This window comes from Massilia sp. UYP34 (genome assembly GCF_056279385.1).
Window position 1 is genome coordinate 217432 of sequence record NZ_JBWBRF010000001.1, and the last position, 20757, is coordinate 238188.

Annotated in this window: 14 protein-coding genes and 4 tRNA genes; 2 read left to right on the plus strand and 16 right to left on the minus strand. The window is 62.0% G+C overall.

Features of this window, described 5'->3' with window-relative positions; all coding sequences use genetic code 11:
- Nucleotides 1-126: 126 nt before the first annotated feature.
- On the plus strand, nt 127-975 hold the full coding sequence (locus tag ACZ9AQ_RS00965) for an alpha/beta fold hydrolase (RefSeq protein WP_429201483.1): 849 nt from the start codon (nt 127-129) through the stop codon (nt 973-975).
- 61 nt (nt 976-1036) lie between these two features.
- Here ACZ9AQ_RS00965 and sodC read toward each other — a convergent pair whose 3' ends face one another.
- On the minus strand, nt 1037-1558 hold the full coding sequence (sodC, locus tag ACZ9AQ_RS00970) for a superoxide dismutase [Cu-Zn] SodC (RefSeq protein WP_429201793.1): 522 nt from the start codon (nt 1556-1558) through the stop codon (nt 1037-1039).
- A gap of 372 nt (nt 1559-1930) precedes the next feature.
- On the opposite strand from sodC, the gene ACZ9AQ_RS00975 reads away from it, so the two are divergent.
- Complete coding sequence (locus tag ACZ9AQ_RS00975) at nt 1931-2800, plus strand: class I SAM-dependent methyltransferase (RefSeq protein ID WP_429201481.1); 870 nt, start codon at nt 1931-1933, stop codon at nt 2798-2800.
- A 66-nt stretch (nt 2801-2866) separates the two neighbouring features.
- On the opposite strand, the gene rpoC is transcribed toward ACZ9AQ_RS00975, so the two are convergent.
- From rpoC to ACZ9AQ_RS01050, 15 genes are all read right to left on the minus strand, one after another.
- Nucleotides 2867-7111, minus strand: a complete 4245-nt coding sequence (rpoC, locus tag ACZ9AQ_RS00980; protein WP_429201479.1) for a DNA-directed RNA polymerase subunit beta' — start codon at nt 7109-7111, stop codon at nt 2867-2869.
- A 228-nt stretch (nt 7112-7339) separates the two neighbouring features.
- On the minus strand, nt 7340-11449 hold the full coding sequence (gene rpoB / locus ACZ9AQ_RS00985; protein WP_429201477.1) for a DNA-directed RNA polymerase subunit beta: 4110 nt from the start codon (nt 11447-11449) through the stop codon (nt 7340-7342).
- A gap of 299 nt (nt 11450-11748) precedes the next feature.
- The gene (gene rplL / locus ACZ9AQ_RS00990; RefSeq protein WP_290425720.1) at nt 11749-12126 is read right to left on the minus strand and encodes a 50S ribosomal protein L7/L12; all 378 of its coding nucleotides are present in this window, start codon (nt 12124-12126) and stop codon (nt 11749-11751) included.
- Between the two features lie 60 nt (nt 12127-12186).
- On the minus strand, nt 12187-12717 hold the full coding sequence (gene rplJ, locus ACZ9AQ_RS00995) for a 50S ribosomal protein L10 (RefSeq protein ID WP_429201475.1): 531 nt from the start codon (nt 12715-12717) through the stop codon (nt 12187-12189).
- Between the two features lie 327 nt (nt 12718-13044).
- Nucleotides 13045-13746 (minus strand): 50S ribosomal protein L1, encoded by a 702-nt coding sequence (gene rplA / locus ACZ9AQ_RS01000; protein ID WP_429201473.1) that lies wholly within the window; start codon nt 13744-13746, stop codon nt 13045-13047.
- Nucleotides 13746-14177, minus strand: a complete 432-nt coding sequence (gene rplK, locus ACZ9AQ_RS01005; RefSeq protein WP_429201472.1) for a 50S ribosomal protein L11 — start codon at nt 14175-14177, stop codon at nt 13746-13748. The genes rplA and rplK overlap by 1 nt, the downstream gene beginning before the upstream one ends.
- 111 nt (nt 14178-14288) lie before the next feature.
- A complete protein-coding gene (gene nusG, locus ACZ9AQ_RS01010; protein ID WP_429201470.1) occupies nt 14289-14909 on the minus strand; it encodes a transcription termination/antitermination protein NusG in 621 nt (206 codons plus the stop codon).
- 1 nt (nt 14910) lies between these two features.
- Nucleotides 14911-15297, minus strand: coding sequence for a preprotein translocase subunit SecE (gene secE / locus ACZ9AQ_RS01015; protein ID WP_429201468.1), 387 nt, complete (start codon nt 15295-15297; stop codon nt 14911-14913).
- A gap of 36 nt (nt 15298-15333) precedes the next feature.
- A tRNA-Trp gene (locus ACZ9AQ_RS01020) sits at nt 15334-15409 on the minus strand.
- 108 nt (nt 15410-15517) lie between these two features.
- A complete protein-coding gene (gene tuf / locus ACZ9AQ_RS01025) occupies nt 15518-16708 on the minus strand; it encodes an elongation factor Tu (protein WP_429201466.1) in 1191 nt (396 codons plus the stop codon).
- 85 nt (nt 16709-16793) lie between these two features.
- Nucleotides 16794-16868 (minus strand) — tRNA-Thr (locus ACZ9AQ_RS01030).
- A 33-nt stretch (nt 16869-16901) separates the two neighbouring features.
- Nucleotides 16902-16975 (minus strand) — tRNA-Gly (locus ACZ9AQ_RS01035).
- A gap of 38 nt (nt 16976-17013) precedes the next feature.
- Nucleotides 17014-17098: transfer RNA gene (locus ACZ9AQ_RS01040), tRNA-Tyr, on the minus strand.
- A 320-nt stretch (nt 17099-17418) separates the two neighbouring features.
- On the minus strand, nt 17419-18963 hold the full coding sequence (locus ACZ9AQ_RS01045) for an HDOD domain-containing protein (RefSeq protein WP_429201464.1): 1545 nt from the start codon (nt 18961-18963) through the stop codon (nt 17419-17421).
- Between the two features lie 13 nt (nt 18964-18976).
- Nucleotides 18977-20623: a response regulator gene (locus tag ACZ9AQ_RS01050; RefSeq protein WP_429201462.1), complete on the minus strand. Its 1647-nt coding sequence runs from the start codon at nt 20621-20623 to the stop codon at nt 18977-18979.
- Between the last annotated feature and the right edge of the window lie 134 nt (nt 20624-20757).

Genomic DNA, 20757 nt, shown 5'->3' on the forward strand with positions numbered 1-20757 from the left:
GTTCCCGCGCAGGCGGGAACCCAAGTTTGCCAGCGTCTTCGTAACGCGAGAAACTTAGGTTCCCGCCCCCGCGGGAACGACCGTTTGGGGCCAACGATTTCGATCCACCGACGAAAGAGGCGCACGATGCGCGAAGACGACCTGGTGCTCGGCGACGGACGTACGCTGCACTTCTACGACCTGGCGCCACCCGGCGAGCAGGAGCTGGCCGTGTTCTGGCACCACGGCACGCCGAACATCGGCCGCCCGCCCGAGCCGTTGTTCGCCCTCGCGGCGCAGCTCGGCATACGCTGGATCGGCTACGACCGCCCGGCCTATGGCGGCTCGTCGGAGCGCATTGGGCGCGACGTCGCCTCGGCCGCCTTCGACGTCGAGCGCATCGCCGACCGGCTGGGCGTCAAGCGCTTCGCGGTGATGGGGCATTCCGGCGGCGGGCCGCATGCGCTGGCGTGCGCCGCCCTGCTGCCCGAACGGGTGGTGGGCGCGGTGAGCATCGCGGGCCTGGCGCCGCCCGACGCGCAGGGGCTCGACTGGTTCAAGGGCATGGGCGCATACGGGGCGGCGGCGCTGCGCGCGGCAGCGCAGGGGCGCGCGGCCAAGGCATATCATGAGGCGCTGGGGCTCGCGTTCGACCGCGAGATGTTCACGCCTGAAGACTGGGATGCGCTGGCGGGGCCGTGGTCATGGTTCGACAGCGTGGTGGGACCGGCGCTGGCCAAGGGGAACGACGGCTTGATCGACGACGATATCGCGTATATGACGCCGTGGGGGTTCGATTGCACGCGCATCGCCTGTCCGGCGCTGTTCGTGCATGGGATGCAGGATCGCGTGGCGCCGCCCTCGCACAGCGAATGGCTGGCGCGCCACTGCCGCTCAGCCGAGCTGTGGCAGCAGCCGGAGGATGGGCATATCTCGGTGATGAACTACGCCGCGTCGAGCCTGGTGTGGCTGCGCGGGCGCTTGCGCGCGGACTGATGGACCGAGCGGCGGACGGCGCGCCATGCGCCGCCATCCGCTTTCAGTGCAAGTTCGCGGCTTACTGGATCACGCCGCACGCCATGCGGCCGCCTCCGCCGCCCAGCGGCGCCGGATGATCGGAGTGGTTGTCGCCGCCGACGTGGACCATCAGGGCCTTGCCCTTGATGTCCGACATCTTCAGGCGCGGCGCCAGGACCGGATTGGTGGCCATGCCCTTGGCATCGACCGTCAGCGCCGGCAGGTCGCCCAGATGGCCGTCGCCCCATGGGGTGCCGTGCTTATTGGTCTTGGCCGGATCGAGGTGGCCGCCCGCCGCGCCGGCCGGGACGGTCTTGCCGTCGGCCTGGTTCGGCGCGCAGCTGCCGTTGGCGTGGATGTGGAAGCCGTGCAGGCCGGGCGGCAGGTCCTTGAGGTCGGGCGTGAGTACCACGCCATACTTGGTTTCGCTGAGCTTCACGGTGCCCACGCTGGCGCCATCGCCTTTGTCGGTGGCCAGCTTGAGGGTCACGGTATTGTCGGCGGCACTGGCGGTAGCGCATACGGCGCTCAGCAGGACGGCGCTCATCCATCGCATTTTCATCATTTGCTCCTTGGAAGATCTTCAGGGATAGTAAAAAGCTAACCTAGTGTAGATCATTCTCATGCGTAGGGGTGTCCGGCTGACTTGGGTTCGACTGGCGGCAGCGGCTCTGTTCGGTTTCTTCCAGTTTTGGCGGGATACAGGAGTTACGTCGAGGAGTTACGTGGGGCCGAAATGTCTGGATGCGATCGAATGGCGCGCCGACACGCAAGTGCGCACGTTTGAGGACGGCCAGATTGGCGCATTCCCCGCTTGCTACGCTGACCGGCAACGTCACCTGGGTGACCAGAACTCTGAGAGGACGTTGTGCCTGAGCGCATTTGTCCAGCATGCAGTGCCGCTGATACCGAGGCCGTCGACTCTGTCGATCGGATGGATCTGATCCGCAGCTATAAGCAGAAAGGCATCGACGTCAGCGCCTATCTTCATGGCGGCAGCATCACCTTATGCCACTGCAACCATTGCGAACTGGGCTTTTTCGATCCCCCCTGCGTGGGCGATGGTCTCTTCTACGAGCAGTTGCAGACGCAGGACTGGTACTACCAGGACGACAAACCGGAATACGCCCATGCGGCGACGCTGATTCGCCAGGATAGCTCGGTCCTCGAAGTCGGCTGTGGCAAGGGAGCATTCCGGCGCTGGTTGCCGCAATCGATCCGGTACACCGGGCTCGAATTCAATGACGAAGCCGTGCACAAAGCGCGTGCGGCCGGGCTGGACGTCAGGAAACAGCCGGTCGAGGAGCATGCCGCCGCCAGCCCTCGCTACGACATCGTGTGCGCGTTCCAGGTGCTGGAGCACGTCGAGCATCCCAAACGGTTCTTCCATGCCTGTGTTCAGGCGCTCAAGCCCGGTGGAACGCTGATGATCGCCGTACCAGCCCAGGACAGCTTCCTGGCCATCGCTCCAAATTCTCCGCTCAATATGCCGCCGCATCACGTAACGCGCTGGACTGACCGAGCACTGACCAATCTTGCCCACAGCGAAGGCTTCGAACAAGCCGATATTTGGCATGAACCCGTTGCCGACTTCCACAAGGAATGGCATGCGACGACGCTGGCCTATCACGCGCTGGCACGATTCGGGCTCTACCGTCCTCGCCTGATTGATAACAGCAAACGTTACCGGCTACTGGGCCGAATAGTTCGGATCCCGGCATTGCGTAGATACCTTGTGCGAGCTGCGCTGAGGACGAACCCAAGACTGGAGGTCGGGCATACCGTGATGCTCATCGCGTCCTGAAGTCTTTAATACAGGCAAAAAAAACGGCACCCCTCAGGGTGCCGCTTTCACTAACAACTTACGCGATCACTCGCCGTCGTTATGCTGCTCGGCCGAAGCCTGTGCAGTCTGCTGGTCTTCCATCGCCTGCAGCTCGGCAGCCATATTGGCTTTCTCTTGCTGCAGCAGTGCCTGGCGCTCTTCCGCTTCCCACACTTCCTTCTCCTTGCGGGCGCGGTGGAATGCCAGACCGGTGCCGCCAGGGATCAGGCGGCCGACGATGACGTTCTCTTTCAGGCCGCGCAGACCGTCGCGCTTGCCCATGATCGCCGCTTCGGTCAGCACGCGGGTGGTTTCCTGGAACGATGCGGCCGAGATGAACGAGTCGGTCGACAGCGATGCCTTGGTAATACCCAGCAGCACGTTTTCGTACTGCGCCGGCAGCTTGCCGACAGCGTTCACGCGGTCGTTCGCATCCAGCAGTTCCGAACGCTCCACCTGCTCGCCGACGATGTAGTCGGTGTCGCCAGCTTCGGTGATCTGAACACGACGCAGCATCTGGCGAACGATCACCTCGATGTGCTTGTCGTTGATCTTCACGCCTTGCAGACGGTACACGTCCTGCACTTCGTCCACGATGTAGCGGGCCAGCGCTTCGATACCCAGGAGGCGCAGGATGTCTTGCGGATCGGCTGGGCCGTCCACGATCATCTCGCCCTTGTTCACGACTTGACCGTCGTGGACCAGCACTTGCTTGTCCTTGGTGATCAGGAACTCGTGCTTGTTGCCGTCCATGTCGGTGATTTCCAGGCGCTGCTTGCCCTTGGTCTCTTTACCGAACGCCACGGTACCGGTGACTTCCGCCAGCATGCCCGCGTCTTTCGGCGAACGTGCTTCGAACAGTTCGGCAACGCGCGGCAGACCACCGGTAATGTCGCGAGTCTTTTGCGATTCGGTCGGGATACGTGCCAGCACTTCACCCACGGTCGCTTGCTGACCGTCCTTGACCATGATCAGCGCGCCGACCTGGAAGCCGATCGTCACGGCGTGTTCGGTGCCGGCGATCTTCACTTCCTGGCCTTCTTCGTTCAGCAGCTTGACCTGCGGACGCAGCACCTTGCCCGAACCGCGGCGCTTCGGATCGATCGCCACCAGGGTCGACAGACCGGTCACTTCATCGACCTGACGGGCGACGGTGACGCCTTCTTCGACGTTCTCGAAGCGGATCGTACCGGCGTACTCGGTGATGATCGGACGGGTCAGCGGATCCCAGGTCGCCAGGGCGATACCAGCCTTGACGGTCTGGCCATCCTTGACCAGCAGGGTCGCGCCGTACGGCACCTTGTGACGCTCGCGCTCACGGCCGTGGTCGTCGGTGATCAGCACTTCGCCCGAACGGGTAATGACGATTTGCGCGCCCTTGCCGTTGGTGACGTAACGCATGGTCGCGGTGAAGCGGACCGTACCGTTCGACTTGGCTTCGACCGACGATGCCACTGCCGCGCGCGATGCCGCACCACCGATGTGGAAGGTACGCATGGTCAGCTGGGTACCCGGCTCACCGATCGACTGCGCTGCAACCACACCGACTGCTTCGCCGCTGTTGACCAGCATGCCGCGGCCCAGGTCGCGACCGTAGCACTTGGCGCACAGGCCAAAGCGCGTGTCGCAGTTCAGCGGAGTGCGGACCTTCACTTCGTCGATGCCGACGCGTTCGATCTCTTCGACCATGTCTTCGTCCAGCAAGGTGCCGGCTTCGTACAAGGTTTCCTGGGTTTCAGGATTGACGACATCGGTGCCGGTCACGCGGCCGAGGATACGGTCGCGCAGGGCTTCGATGACTTCACCACCTTCGACCAGCGCCTTCATGTGGGTGCCGTTGTTGGTGCCGCAATCGTCTTCGATCACCACCAGATCTTGCGTCACGTCCACCAGACGACGAGTCAGGTAACCCGAGTTCGCGGTCTTCAGCGCCGTATCCGCCAGACCTTTACGAGCGCCGTGGGTCGAGATGAAGTACTGCAGAACGTTCAGGCCTTCGCGGAAGTTCGCGGTAATCGGCGTTTCGATAATCGAACCGTCCGGTTTCGCCATCAGGCCGCGCATACCCGCCAGCTGGCGGATCTGGGCTGCCGAACCACGGGCGCCCGAGTCGGCCATCATGTAAATCGCGTTGAACGATTCCTGGGTGCCTTCGGTGCCGTCGCGCTTGGTGACCGGCTCGATCTTGAGCTGGTCCATCATCGCCTTGCCGACTTCATCCGAGGTCTTGCCCCAGATGTCGACGACCTTGTTGTAACGCTCGCCGGCGGTGACCAGACCCGAAGCGTACTGCTGCTCGATCTGCTTCACTTCGGCTTCGGCGGTCGCGATCATGCCCTTCTTGACGTCCGGGATCAGCATGTCGTCGACGGCGATCGAGATGCCGGCGCGGGTCGCCAGGCGGAAGCCCGACTGCATCAGCTTGTCCGCGAAGACGACGGTCGCACGCAGGCCGCACTTGCGGAACGACGTGTTGATCAGCTTCGAGATTTCCTTCTTCTTCAGCGAGCGGTTCAGCACCGAGAACGGCAGGCCTTTCGGCAGGATCTCGGACAGGATCGCACGGCCGACGGTGGTCTCGTAGCGGGTGAGCGTCTGGTCGAAGCCGCCTTCGGCGTTCTTCGGGAACTCGACGATACGCACGGTGATGCGGGTCGCCAGTTCGACTTCCTTGTTGTCGTACGCGCGGATGACTTCCGACACGTCCGGGAACATCATGCCTTCGCCCTTGGCGTTGATCGCCTCGCGCGACGCGTAGTACAGACCCAGCACGATATCCTGCGACGGGACGATCGACGGTTCGCCGTTCGATGGGAACAGGATGTTGTTCGACGCCAGCATCAGCGTACGCGCTTCCATCTGCGCTTCGATCGACAGCGGCACGTGGACTGCCATCTGGTCACCGTCGAAGTCGGCGTTGAACGCCGCGCAGACCAGCGGGTGCAGCTGGATTGCCTTGCCTTCGATCAGGACCGGCTCGAACGCCTGGATACCGAGACGGTGCAGCGTCGGCGCACGGTTCAGCATGACCGGGTGTTCTTTGATGACTTCTTCCAGGATGTCCCAAACGACTGGTTCCTGAACTTCCACGAGCTTTTTCGCGGCCTTGATGGTGGTCGCGAGACCCATCAGTTCCAGCTTGTTGAAGATGAACGGCTTGAACAGCTCGAGGGCCATCAGCTTCGGCAGGCCGCACTGGTGCAGTTTCAGCTGTGGACCGACCACGATGACCGAACGGCCCGAGTAGTCGACGCGCTTGCCCAGCAAGTTCTGACGGAAACGACCGCCCTTACCCTTGATCATTTCGGCCAGCGACTTCAGCGGACGCTTGTTGGCGCCGGTCATCGCTTTGCCGCGACGGCCGTTGTCCAGCAGCGAGTCCACTGCTTCCTGCAGCATGCGCTTTTCGTTACGCGTAATGATTTCCGGCGCGCGCAGTTCCATCAGGCGCTTCAGGCGGTTATTACGGTTGATGACGCGGCGGTACAGGTCGTTCAGGTCGGACGTGGCGAAACGGCCGCCGTCCAGCGGGACGAGCGGACGCAGCTCCGGCGGCAGGACCGGGAGCACTTCCATGATCATCCATTCAGGCTTGATGCCCGAACGCTGGAACGCCTCGAGCACTTTCAGGCGCTTGGCGTATTTCTTGATCTTGGCTTCGGATTTCGACTCTTTGAGCTCCACGCGCAGCGCTTCGGCATCGCGGTGGATGTCGATCGAGCGCAGCAGTTCACGGATGCCCTCGGCGCCCATGAATGCGGTGAAGTCGTCGCCGTATTCTTCGTACTTGGCGGCGTAGTCGTCTTCCGACATGATCTGGCTCTTCTTGAGCGGGGTCATGCCAGGATCGGTGACGACGTATGCTTCGAAGTACAGCACGCGTTCGATATCGCGCAGGGTCATGTCCAGGACCATGCCCAGACGCGACGGCAGCGACTTCAGGAACCAGATGTGGGCGACCGGCGACGCCAGTTCGATGTGGCCCATGCGCTCGCGGCGCACTTTAGCCAGGGTGACTTCGACGCCGCACTTTTCGCAGATCACGCCGCGGTGCTTCAGGCGCTTGTACTTGCCGCACAGGCATTCGTAGTCCTTGATCGGGCCAAAGATCTTGGCGCAGAACAGGCCATCGCGCTCAGGCTTGAACGTACGGTAGTTGATGGTTTCCGGCTTCTTGACTTCGCCGAACGACCACGAACGGATTTTTTCAGGCGACGCCAGGCCGATCTTGATGGCGTCGAAACTTTCGTTTTGCTGAACTTGCTTGAATAGATCGAGCAGTGCTTTCATGTATCACTCCAAAGGTGATTGATTCTGTACTGAGTACTACTGCCGCCGCTTCTCGCCGATTTTCGCCGGCGCTTGCTTTACCCACCTAACCCTTAAAACCGTCATCCCCGCGCAGGCGGGGATCCAAGTTTGCCGGCCATTGACCGGGCTTAGGTTCCCGCCTGCGCGGGAACGACGGCTTTAACAGCGTAGGCCAAGCCCGAAGGCTGGCGGCCATGCTGGCCCTGCTTAGTTGCGCTCGAGATCGATGTCGATACCCAGCGAACGGATTTCCTTGACCAGCACGTTGAACGATTCCGGCATGCCCGCGTCGATCACGTGGTCGCCCTTGACCAGGTTCTCGTACACCTTGGTACGGCCGTTCACGTCATCCGACTTCACAGTCAGCATTTCCTGCAGCACGTACGATGCGCCGTACGCTTCCAGTGCCCACACCTCCATCTCACCGAAGCGCTGGCCACCGAACTGGGCTTTACCGCCCAGCGGCTGCTGCGTCACCAGCGAGTACGGGCCGGTCGAACGCGCGTGCATCTTGTCGTCGACCAGGTGGTGCAGCTTCAGCATGTGCATGAAGCCGACGGTGACCTTGCGCTCGAACGCTTCGCCGGTGCGGCCGTCGAACATGGTGACCTGGTTCTTCGACGGCGTCATGCCCAGATGGGCAGCGATGTCGTCCGGGAACGCCAGGTCCAGCATGCGGCGGATGTCTTCCTCGTGGGCGCCGTCGAACACCGGGGTCGCGAACGGCACGCCGTTCTGGAGGTTGCTCGCCAGGGTCAGGATTTCTTCATCGCTGAAGCTGTCCAGGTCTTCCTTGCGGCCGGTTTCGTTGTAGATCTTGCCCAGGAAGGTGCGCACGTCTTGCGCCTTCGCTTGCGCCTGCAGCATTTCGCCGATGCGCCAGCCCAGGCCCTTCGCAGCCCAGCCGAGGTGGGTTTCCAGGATCTGACCGACGTTCATACGCGACGGAACGCCCAGCGGGTTCAGCACGACGTCGGCAGGACGACCGTCCGCCATGAACGGCATGTCTTCCACCGGCACGATACGCGAGACCACACCCTTGTTACCGTGGCGGCCCGCCATCTTGTCGCCCGACTGCAGGCGGCGCTTGACGGCCAGGTAGACCTTGACCATCTTTTGCACGCCAGGCTGCAGCTCGTCGCCTTGCGTCAGCTTCTTGCGCTTCTCTTCGAAGGCCAGGTCGAACTGGTGACGCTTCTCGTTGATCGATTCCTTGATCGCTTCCAGCGCGTTCGCGGTGTCGTCATCGGCCGGACGAATGTCGAACCAGTGGAACTTGTCCAGGTCCGCCAGGTATTCCGAGGTGATCGCCGCGCCCTTGGCCAGCTTCTTCGGACCGCCGTTGACGATCTTGCCGACCAGCATACGCTCCAGACGCTCGAAGGCATCGCCTTCCACGATACGCATCTGGTCGTTCAGGTCCAGGCGGAAACGCTTCAGCTCGTCGTCGATGATCTGCTGGGCGCGCTTGTCGCGCTGGATGCCTTCGCGGGTGAACACTTGCACGTCGATCACGGTGCCGACCATGCCCGAAGGCACGCGCAGCGAGGTGTCTTTCACGTCCGACGCTTTTTCGCCGAAGATCGCGCGCAGCAGTTTTTCTTCCGGCGTCAGCTGGGTCTCGCCTTTCGGGGTGACCTTACCGACCAGCACGTCGCCAGCCTGCACTTCGGCGCCGATGTAGACGATGCCCGATTCATCCAGGCGCGCCAGCTGGTTTTCCGCCAGGTTCGAGATGTCGCGGGTGATTTCTTCCGCGCCCAGCTTGGTGTCACGGGCGACGACGCTCAGTTCCTCGATGTGGATCGAGGTGTAGCGGTCGTCCTTGACCACGTTTTCCGAGATCAGGATCGAGTCTTCGAAGTTCAGGCCGTTCCACGGCATGAACGCCACCAGCATGTTCTGACCCAGTGCCAGCTCGCCCAGGTCGGTCGATGCGCCATCGGCGATCACGTCGCCACGGGCAACGCGGTCGCCAACCTGCACGATCGGACGCTGGTTGATGTTGGTGTTCTGGTTCGAACGGGTGTACTTGATCAGGTTGTAGATGTCGACGCCGACTTCGCCAGCCTGCGCTTCATCGTCGTTCACGCGAATGACCACGCGACCGGCGTCGATGTAGTCGACCACGCCGCCACGCAGAGCCTGCACGGTGGTGCCCGAGTCGACCGCGACGGTGCGCTCGATGCCGGTGCCGACCACGGCTTTCTCCGGACGCAGGCAAGGCACGGCCTGGCGCTGCATGTTGGCGCCCATCAGTGCACGGTTCGCGTCATCGTGCTCCAGGAACGGAATCAGGGAAGCTGCGACCGACACGATCTGGCCCGGGGCGACGTCCATGTACTGGATGCGCTCTGGCGAGACCAGGATCGTTTCGCCGGCTTCACGCGCCGAGACCAGTTCGTCGACCAGACGGCCTTCTTCGCTGATCGCCGCGTTCGCCTGGGCGATGATGTAGCGGCCTTCTTCGATCGCCGACAGGTATTCGATCTTGTCGGTGACTTTCGAATCCTCGACCTTGCGGTACGGGGTTTCCAGGAAGCCGTATTCGTTCAGGCGGGCGTACAGAGCCAGCGAGTTGATCAGGCCGATGTTCGGGCCTTCAGGCGTTTCGATCGGGCACACGCGGCCGTAGTGGGTCGGGTGCACGTCGCGCACCTCGAAGCCGGCGCGTTCGCGGGTCAGGCCGCCCGGTCCCAGTGCCGAGACGCGGCGCTTGTGGGTCACTTCCGACAGCGGGTTGGTCTGGTCCATGAACTGCGACAGCTGCGACGAACCGAAGAATTCGCGGATCGCGGCCGAGATCGGCTTGCTGTTGATCAGGTCGTGCGGCATCAGGTTGTCCGCTTCGGCCTGGCCGAGGCGTTCCTTGACGGCGCGTTCCACGCGCACCAGGCCGGCACGGAACTGGTTCTCCGCCAGTTCGCCGACGCAACGCACGCGGCGGTTGCCCAGGTGATCGATGTCGTCGACTTCGCCGCGGCCATTGCGCAGCTCGACCAGGATCTTGATCACGGCCAGGATGTCTTCGTTCGACAGGGTCATGTCGCCGGTCAGTTCGTCACGGCCGATACGGCGGTTGAACTTCATGCGGCCGACAGCCGACAGGTCGTAGCGTTCCGGCATGTAGAACAGGCCGTTGAACAGGGCTTCCACCGATTCTTCGGTTGGCGGCTCGCCAGGACGCATCATGCGGTAGATCGCCACGCGTGCGGCGGTCTGGTCGGCGGTGTCGTCGGTGCGCAGGGTCTGCGAGATGTAGGCGCCCTGGTCCAGATCGTTGGTGTACAGCGTCTGGATCTCGGTCACGCCGGCGTCGCGCAGCTTGCCCAGCAGTTCTTCGGTCAGCTCGTCGTTGGCCACGGCGATGATCTCGCCGGTGTCCTGGTCGACGATGTTCTTGGCCAGCACACGGCCCAGCAGGTAATCCTCTGGCACCGAGATCGACTTGATGCCGGCGGCTTCGATGTCGCGCACGTGCTTGGCGTTGATGCGCTTGTCCTTGGTGACGATGGTCTTGCCCGACTTCGGATCGACGATGTCGAAGCGCGCGACTTCGCCGCGCAGGCGCTCGGAGACGAACTCGAGTTCGCCGCCGTCGTTACGCAGGGTGAAGTTGTCGAAGACGAAGAAGTTCGCCAGGATCTGCTCCGGCGTCATGCCGATGGCCTTCAGCAGGATCGTGACCGGCATCTTGCGGCGACGGTCGACGCGGAAGAACAGAATGTCTTTCGGGTCGAACTCGAAGTCCAGCCACGAACCGCGGTAAGGAATGATGCGGGCCGAGAACAGCAGCTTGCCCGACGAGTGGGTCTTGCCACGGTCGTGTTCGAAGAACACGCCAGGCGAACGGTGCAGCTGGGAGACGATGACGCGCTCGGTGCCGTTGATCACGAACGAACCGTTCGTGGTCATCAGCGGCAGTTCGCCCATATAGACTTCCTGCTCTTTCATTTCCTTGACGACTGGCTTGGTCGGCGATTCCTTGTCCAGGATCACCAGGCGCACCTTGGCGCGCAGCGGCGACGCGAAGGTCAGGCCACGCTGCTGGCACTCTTTCACGTCAAACGCGGGGTCGCCCAGCACATACGACAGGAACTCGAGGCGCGCAAAACCATTGTGCGACACGATAGGGAAAATCGAGGAGAAGGCCGATTGCAGGCCTTCGCTCTTACGCGAGGACGGGACGGAATCGGCCTGCAGGAAGTTCTCGTAGGATTCCAGCTGGGTAGCCAGCAGGTAAGGAACGTTGTGAACGTTGGCGCGCTTCGCGAACGACTTGCGAATGCGCTTCTTCTCAGTAAATGAGTAGTGCATGGACACTCCGTGAGTGACAGAAAGGATGGAGAATTCAGGAATTGCCAGTGGCGAACGCCACTACCACACGCAAGCCCTGAAGTCTCTTACTCTTTCGCGCCAGATGAAAAGGACAAGCAAACTGCTGTGATACGATGCTGCTGAAACGGGGCATTACTTATTCCCTGCCGCCATGTAAACCGCGACGTTTGCCGCAGGGACGACAAAAGAGCCAAAGCAGCATCCCCTGCCTTCCGGCAGGTTTTGCAAGCTTTGACTCCCGCGCTGGGCACTCTTAACAAGTGCCCGGTGCATATGGATTACTTCAGTTCGGCCTTGGCGCCAGCTTCTTCCAGCTTCTTCTTGGCGGCTTCAGCGTCAGCTTTCGGCAGGGCTTCTTTCACGGTCTTCGGTGCGCCGTCGACCACGTCCTTGGCTTCTTTCAGGCCCAGACCGGTGATTTCGCGGACGGCCTTGATGACGCCGACCTTGTTCGCGCCGACTTCGGTCAGCACGACGTTGAATTCGGTCTGCTCTTCAGCAGCAGCTGCACCGCCAGCGGCGCCGCCAGCTGCCGGTGCTGCCATTGCAGCTGCCGACACGCCGAACTTCTCTTCGAATGCCTTGACCAGTTCGTTCAGGTCCATGACGGACATTTCGCTCACTGCGTTCAGGATATCGTCTTTGCTAATTGCCATTTGAAACTCCAGTTTTGATTTGTGTGTAGTTCAGTTAGTACTTGAGAAAAAAGGCTGCGCTTAAGCTGCAGCGGTTTCTTCGGCTGCCGGAGCGGCCTCGGAACCTTCGCCTTTTTTCGCTGCCAGTGCAGCCAGACCACGTGCAAAGCCCGACACCGGTGCCAGCATGACGCCCAACAGCTGCGAGATGAGGACTTCACGGGACGGAATGCTTGCCAACGCGGTAACGCCAGCTACGTCGAGCTGCTTACCTGCGTAGTTACCGGCTTTGATGACCAGCTTGTCGTTGGTTTTAGCGAAGTCGTTGATGACTTTTGCTGCTGCAACGGCGTCGTCCGAGATCGAGTAGATCAGCGGACCGGTCATGGAATCAGCCAGCGAGGCAAACTGCGTGCCTTCGACAGAGCGGCGAGCCAGCGTGTTCTTCAGAACACGCAGGTACACGCCCTGGGCACGTGCGGTTGCACGGAGCTTGGTCAAGTGACTAACCTGGATGCCACGGTACTCAGCCACGACGATGGTTTGCGCAGATGCTACTTTTGCGGAAACTTCTTCGACGACGGCCTTTTTGTCATTCAGATTAAGACCCACGGTCAATCTCCTTAAATGATATGAACGGATGTCCATATCGGTTCGAACACACGGCGTCCGAAGTTAAGAAGTCTTAAAACTGAGCGGATGAACTCACACAGCTGGACTACAAAACTTGTTCGGGTACACCATCTGCGTTGGGTGGTCTATTAACCGTCAGCTCAACCTCTGCTTTCGGCCCAACGGTCTTTGATTGCCTGCCGGAGCGATATTTAGCCCCGACAGCCCAAAGATGCGCGCCACAATTGTGACGACTTAATACGGTAGAGCAACTTGGATCCCCGCCTGCGCGGGGACGACGGTGCAAGCACCGTCGCTTGGATCCAGTTAGGCAGCAGCCGAGATCGAAGCGTGATCGACACGGACGCCAGCGCCCATGGTCGACGACAGGGCGACCTTACGCAGGTACACGCCTTTCGAGGTGGCCGGCTTGGCCTTGTTCAGGGCGTCGATCAGGGCGACCAGGTTGGTCTTCAGATCTGCGTCGCTGAACGACTTGCGGCCGATGGTCGCGTGGACGATGCCTGCCTTGTCGGTACGGTACTGGACCTGACCGGCTTTGGCGTTCTTGACGGCGGTAGCGACGTCCGGGGTCACGGTGCCGACTTTCGGGTTCGGCATCAGGCCGCGTGGGCCCAGGATCTGACCCAGGGTACCGACGATACGCATGGTGTCCGGCGAAGCGATGACGATGTCGAACGGCATGTCGCCGGCCTTCACGCGCTCTGCCAGGTCTTCCATGCCGACCACGTCGGCGCCGGCTGCCTTGGCAGCTTCGGCCTTGTCGCCCGAAGCGAACACGGCGACGCGCACGGTCTTGCCGGTGCCAGCTGGCAGCACGACCGAACCGCGGACGACCTGGTCCGACTTCTTCGGGTCCACGCCCAGTTGAACGGCGACGTCGATCGACTCGTTGAACTTGGCGGTGGCGAATTCCTTGATGAGCGACACAGCGTTGTCGAACTCATAGACCTTGTTACGGTCCACTTTTGCTTTGATTGCTTTGACGCGCTTGGACAGCTTAGCCATTACACACCCTCCACCGTGATGCCCATCGAACGTGCCGAGCCAGCGATGATACGCACTGCTGCGTCCATGTCGGCGGCGGTCAGGTCCGGCTGCTTGGTTTTTGCGATTTCTTCAGCTTGCGCGCGGGTCAGCTTGGCAACCTTGTCGGTGTGCGGCTTGGCCGAGCCCTTGGTGATGCCGGCGGCTTTCTTGATCAGGTAGGTTGCCGGCGGGGTCTTCATCACGAAGGTGAAGGACTTGTCGGCGAACGCGGTGATCACGACCGGGATCGGCATGCCTGGTTCCATACCCTGGGTCTGCGCGTTGAACGCCTTGCAGAATTCCATGATGTTCAGGCCACGCTGACCGAGTGCAGGACCGATCGGTGGGGATGGGTTTGCCTTACCAGCTGCAACTTGCAGCTTGATAAAGCCAATGATTTTCTTTGCCATGTCTGGCTCCTATCTTGACTTGAGTAGTAGCGCCCCACCACGACTACTCGTCTCGGCGGGGCTCCTCTTACCGGATTCCGCCTAGCTGCTGCGACGCTCCGATTAAAGCGTTTAGACTTTCTCTACCTGCCCGAACTCCAGTTCCACCGGAGTCGAGCGGCCGAAGATGGTGACTGAGACACGCACCTTCGATTTCTCGTAGTTGACTTCCTCGACGTTGCCGTTGAAGTCGGTGAACGGGCCTTCCTTGATGCGGACTTGTTCGCCCACTTCGTACAGCACTTTTGGCCGTGGCTTTTCGACGCCCTCTTGCACCTGCTGCATGATCTTGTCGATCTCGCGCGTTGGGATCGGCGTCGGCTTGTTCGATTTGCCGCCGATGAAGCCGGTGACCTTGCTGGTGTTCTTCACCAGGTGCCAGGTTTCGTCGGTCATTTCCATCTCAACCAGCACGTAGCCCGGGAAGAAGCGGCGCTCGGAAACGGCTTTGGAACCGTTGCGCATCTCGACGACTTCCTCGGTCGGCACCAGGATCTGGCCGAACTGTTCTTGCATGCCGGCGCGCTCGACGCGCTCGGTCAGTGCGCGCATCACGCTCTTTTCCATGCCCGAATAGACATGGACGACGTACCAGCGCTTGTTGCTGACCGGGACGCTCAGCGGCGCAGCCGCAGCGTCTTGTGCCGGGACTTCGCCCGGCACAGGTGCATTGTCTTGCACGTTATCGCTCATGTTATTTCCAACCCAGGACAAAGTCGTACAACAGGAGCTCGAGAATTTTATCCGTGCCCCACAGGAAAATCGCCATCACGACCACGAAGGCAAACACGATGCCGGTGATCTGCATGGCTTCGCGGCGGGTAGGCCAGACGACCTTCTTGGTCTCGCGCACCGACTCCTTGGCGAAGCTCAGGAAATCACGACCAGTGGTGGAAGTCCACAAAAGCAGGACGGCAAAAACTAAACCAGCCACGAGGGCGCCTGCGGCGACCAAGGCTGGTTTGTTCTGGCCAGTCAGGTAGAAGAACCCGACGACGCCTGCAATCGCTGCAACCACCGCCAGCGCGACCTTGAACTTGTCATTCGAGGTGCTGACAGTTTGCACGGATTGATTAGACATTCTTCTTTACTTTCGGTGCCGCGCACCAGAATTCGGTGGCAGGGGCGGAGGGAATCGAACCCGCGACCTTCGGTTTTGGAGACCGACGCTCTGCCAATTGAGCTACACCCCTACGAAAACTTTGCTGCTGAATCCAACATTATACAACAAGCGCGCGCTCGCTGGCAATGCTGTTTGAGGGAAACAGAAATGCTTCTGCTTCCCTCTATCACCCGACTACTTAGGCGAGGATCTTGGCAACCACGCCGGCGCCGACGGTACGGCCGCCTTCGCGGATTGCGAAGCGCAGACCTTCTTCCATCGCGATCGGTGCGATCAGCTTGACGGTGATCGAGACGTTGTCGCCTGGCATGACCATTTCTTTGTCTGCTGGCAGTTCGATCGAACCGGTCACGTCAGTCGTACGGAAGTAGAACTGAGGACGATAGTTGTTGAAGAATGGGGTGTGACGGCCGCCTTCGTCTTTCGACAGGACGTAGATCTCACCGGTGAAGTGGTTGTGCGGCTTGATCGAACCTGGTTTTGCCAGGACTTGACCACGTTGCACGTCTTCACGCTTGGTACCGCGCAGCAGCAGGCCGACGTTGTCGCCAGCTTGACCCTGGTCCAGCAGCTTGCGGAACATTTCCACGCCGGTGCAGGTGGTCTTGACGGTGTCGACGATACCGACGATTTCGATCTCTTCGCCGACTTTGACAACGCCGCGCTCGACACGACCGGTGACGACGGTGCCGCGACCCGAGATCGAGAACACGTCTTCGACTGGCATCAGGAAGGCGCCGTCCACAGCGCGCTCTGGCGTTGGGATGTAGGTGTCCAGGGCTTCAGCCAGGCGGGTGATGCACTCTTCGCCCATTTCGCCTGGTTTGCCTTCGAGGGCCATACGTGCCGAACCCTTGATGATTGGCACGTCGTCGCCTGGGAACTCGTATTTCGACAGGAGCTCGCGCACTTCCATTTCGACCAGTTCCAGCAGTTCCGCGTCGTCGACCAGGTCGCACTTGTTCAGGAACACGATGATGTATGGAACGCCAACCTGACGCGCCAGCAGGATGTGCTCGCGGGTCTGTGGCATCGGGCCGTCGGCGGCCGAGCACACCAGGATCGCGCCGTCCATCTGCGCTGCACCGGTAATCATGTTCTTGATGTAGTCGGCGTGGCCTGGGCAGTCAACGTGCGCGTAGTGACGGTTTTCGGTTTCGTACTCGACGTGCGCGGTGTTGATGGTGATGCCGCGTGCTTTTTCTTCCGGAGCCGCGTCGATCTGGTCGTAGGCCTTGGCTTCGCCGCCGAATTTCTTCGACAGGACGGTAGCGATTGCAGCCGTCAGGGTGGTTTTACCGTGGTCAACGTGACCGATGGTGCCGACGTTCACGTGCGGCTTGGTCCGTTCGAATTTACCTTTTGCCATTTCAGACTCCTAAGATCTAACGATATTTTGGGGATTACCAGGCACACCTGACGGACGAGTGCAACGCGACTGCCGTACAAAATTCTGGTGCCCTTGACGTGGATTGAACACGTGGCCTCTCCCTTACCAAGGGAGTGCTCTACCACTGAGCTACAAGGGCTGATTTTTGCGATGTAGAAACCACCGCACACACTGGAGCGGGTGAAGGGAATCGAACCCTCGTCGTAAGCTTGGAAGGCTTCTGCTCTACCATTGAGCTACACCCGCGAGGTACAACTTCAAATTCGACTTCACGATCTTCTTTTTGGTGGTGGGGGCTGGATTCGAACCAGCGTACTCAGAGAGGGCAGATTTACAGTCTGCTGCCTTTAACCACTCGGCCACCCCACCGCGAAGAACCGCAGAGTATGAAGCAAGCTCAACGTACTGTCAATCAGGTTTTGGTAGAAGATTTTCTACTTCACCTGACAGCGTTGCTTCGGGGCGTGATTGTAACGGCCGGACTGTAAAGCTGCAAGGGTGATTTTGCCAAGTGCGAAAAAATCTTCATGAACCGATCTGGAATTGTTCCGCCGGCACCTCGGCATGACCAGACAATGTCGTTCCCGCGCAGGCGGGAACCCAAGTCTTTGTGCTCAGTGTCGAGGCAAGAACAAGATGATGAGGCGTGCAACGCAATGAGGTTCCCGCCTTCGGGGGAACGACGTCGATCAAGGCTGAGGGTGGTTCGCATCCGCCGGCGCCAGCGCCGTCAGCGCCTGCGCCTTGAGCGCCTTGATCAGCGCCGTCTCGTCCTGCGCCAGGCCCTCGGGCGCGGGGAAGATGCGGTCGGCGTAGATCAGCCCTACCCTGGCCTTGCCGACCACCAGCGGCAGCACGATGAAGCTCTCGGCGTCCGGCAGCAGGGTCTTGTACCAGGCCGGCAGCAGGTCGCGGATCTTGGGGCTGAAGGCGTCCGCGATCATCATGTCGGCGTCGTTTTCCAAGGCCAGATGGAACACGTCGCGGGTAAAGGCGCAAGGGAATACGAAGCCGTCCTGCAGGTCGACGCTGCCCTCGCCCAGCGACACCCGCGCGCGGAACTGTCCGGTGCGCGCATCGCGCAGGCACACGGTGGCGAACCGGAATCCCAGCGCGCCGTACAGGGTTTCGAGCACGGCATTGACCACGTCGTTGACGCCGGCGCCGGATCCGCCCAGCAGGGTCACGTCCTGCACGCCCGCCAGCAGCAGGTCGCGCGCATTCTTCGGCTTGCCGCTGGGGTGGAACTCGCCCTCGTCGTCCTCGCCCGCATCCAGGGTGGCTAGCGCCAGCACGTTCGGCAGGCTGCTGCCGGCTTTCGGATCGGTCTTCGGGGCGCGCTCCATGTTCATGCTCTGCAGCATGCCGTTCATGCCTTCCTGCGCCACGTCGAACAGGGCCGCCAGGCGCGGCGCATCGACGCCGAGCGCCATGCCGTAGCGCGCGAGCAGCACGCCGGCCTCGGGCGAGGTCGCCGGATCGTGGCAGCGCCCCATCAGGCGCGCCACGTCGCGGCTGAAGGCGGCCACCTGCCGCATCCATTCGTCGCGGTCGGCAGCCACCTCGAGCGGCCCCGGAGGAAGGGCCGCCTGCGCCCGCACGATCAACTCCGGCATCTGCCACTCGCGCAAGATCGCCCCTGACAGGGTCTCAAAGCTGCAGCCCAAGATCAGTTGCGCAGCTTGGCTTGAGCTGTGCTTGCCGGCCGCCACGAGCGCGGCGATTTCCCGGTAGCGCTCGGGTTCGTGACTGGCCAGCAGCAGCGGACCCAGGTTCTTGAACAGCGCGCAGATCGCCGCCTCCTCGGCGCCGGGGATCGGGCTGTGGCGCGCCAGCTCGCGGCCGACCAGGCTGGCGCACAGGGCGGCTTCGAGCTCCACCCGCACGCCGTGCTCGGCGGTGTCGAGCGCATCGACCAGCAGCATCGCCAGCGCGGCGGCGCGCACATTGTCGAAGCCGAGCAGGGAAATGGCGCGCGAGATCGTCGTCACCGGCGTACCGGACAGGGTACGGTACTGGACCGTGTTGGACAGGCGCAGGATACGCTGGGTCAGGGCGACGTCGGACACCACGTAATACGCGAGGTCGGCCGTGCCCAGGTCGTCGCTATACCCCATGCCGATCACCTGCGTGACGGCGCCGCCCAGGGTGAACATGCGTTCGGTGCCGCTGAGTTGTCGCATCAGGGCGGGTCGCACGCGGCGCACAGCGCCGTCCTGGAAGATGTCGGCCATGGTGTCGATCCGCTCAGCCGGCCTTGCGCAGCGGCGCGCCCGCGTGCGCGCCCTGTTTGTATTGTTTCAGCACCTGCTGGTGCAGCGCCGCCAGCGCCGGCAGCTTGGGATTGAGCGGGTCGAGCTTGCGCACATTGCCGACCAGGCCCGGCACCTGCGCGCCGAGACGGTTGTCCCAGCCCTCGTGCTCGAGGCAGCGCAGCACCGCCAGCGCGGCATTGAAGGCCACCGCCGGATTGCTCGGCAACTTGGTGGCCGCTTCCAGCATCAGCCTCACCGCGCCGTGGTAGTCGCCGTCCTTGGCGCGCGCGGCGCCGCCGGCGACCAGGTCGACCACCTGCTGGCGGCTCTGCTGGGCGAGGGTCTGCGCCAGCTCGCTTCTACCGGCCTGTTCCAGCACGCCCATGGCGCGCGAGACCATGGTGTCGCTCGAGGCATTGCTCATCACCTCGCGCACGATCTCGGAAGCGCCTTCTTCGCGGCCATTGTCGATGCAGGTACGCGCCAGCTCGAGCTTGAGCTCGGGCGACAGATTGGGCGCATCCTTGCTTGACGCCAGGGCCGTGTCCAGCGCTTCGCCCAGGCGCTGCTCATTGCCGGTGTACTCGTGCACCAGGGCCGAGGCGATCGCGCTGCACAGCGCGGTGTTGGCGCGCCCGCCCATCGTGCGGTCGAGGTCGCGCACCACGGCGGCGGCCCCGACGGGATCGCCCTTGTGCACCAGTGTGCGCACCAGCTTGACGTGATCTTCGGGGTCGCGGAATTCGGAATATTTGGCCTTGGCCACCACCTGGCGCAAGGATTTTTCGGCGGTATCGACGTCGCCCGCCTCGAAGGCGGTGTCGGCCAGGGTGCGCAAGCGCCGCACCGCATGCGGCGACACCGCCACTGCCTCGCTCAGCACGGACTGCGATTTCTGCAATTCGCCGACCGCCGCATGGGTGCGCGCCAGCCAGTCATAGGCATCGACGAAGTTGCGGTTGGTGTCGACCAGTTCTTCCAGGATGTCGCGCGTCTCGGTGAACTGCTTGCGCACGAAGAGCGTCTTGGCCAGGCCAAGCCGGGCCCAGGCGATCGCCTTGATCTCGATCAGGTGGCGATAGATCGGCTCGGCCTGGTCGGCCTGGCCCAGGAACATGTGCAGCTCGGCGCGCAGGCGCAGGAAGTCGACCGCGTAGCGCGGGTGCAGGCGCTGGCCTTCGACGCAGGCGGCGATCGCATCGATCTGGTCGCCCGCTTCCATCAGGGTGTGCACCGGCAGGAAGGCATTGCGCTTGTCGAGGGCGCGTGCGATGCGCTCGAGCAGGCGATCGGCGGTGAACGGCTTGAGGATGTAGTCGGTCGGCGCCAGTTCGGCCGCGCTGACCACCTTGCTGTGGTTGCCTTCGGCGGTGACCATGAAGAACATGGTGGCCAGCTTCATCAGCTTGTGGTGGCGCAGGTCTTCCAGCAGTTGCTGGCCATCCTGGCCGCCTTCGAGGTCGTATTCGCACAGGATCAGGTCGAACTGGCGCAGGCCCAGGTGCTTGACAGCCTGGTTGGCGTTACTGGCGTGCTCGATCCGGGTCAGGCCGCACAGCGTGAGCATGCTGTGGATGCTGGTCCGCATCCCCGCGTGGGGCTCGATGATCAGGGCCGTCAGGCCTTCCAGTTCGTTCATGATGTTCCGTATAAGCCTGCGTTGGGCGTGGCGCCGCGGCTGCATGGGCGCGCGGCATCGGCCAGTATATTACGGCGAGGAACGAAAATAATGCAATTGGGTAAGTACTGACACGAGAAAGCGTCAGCACGCCG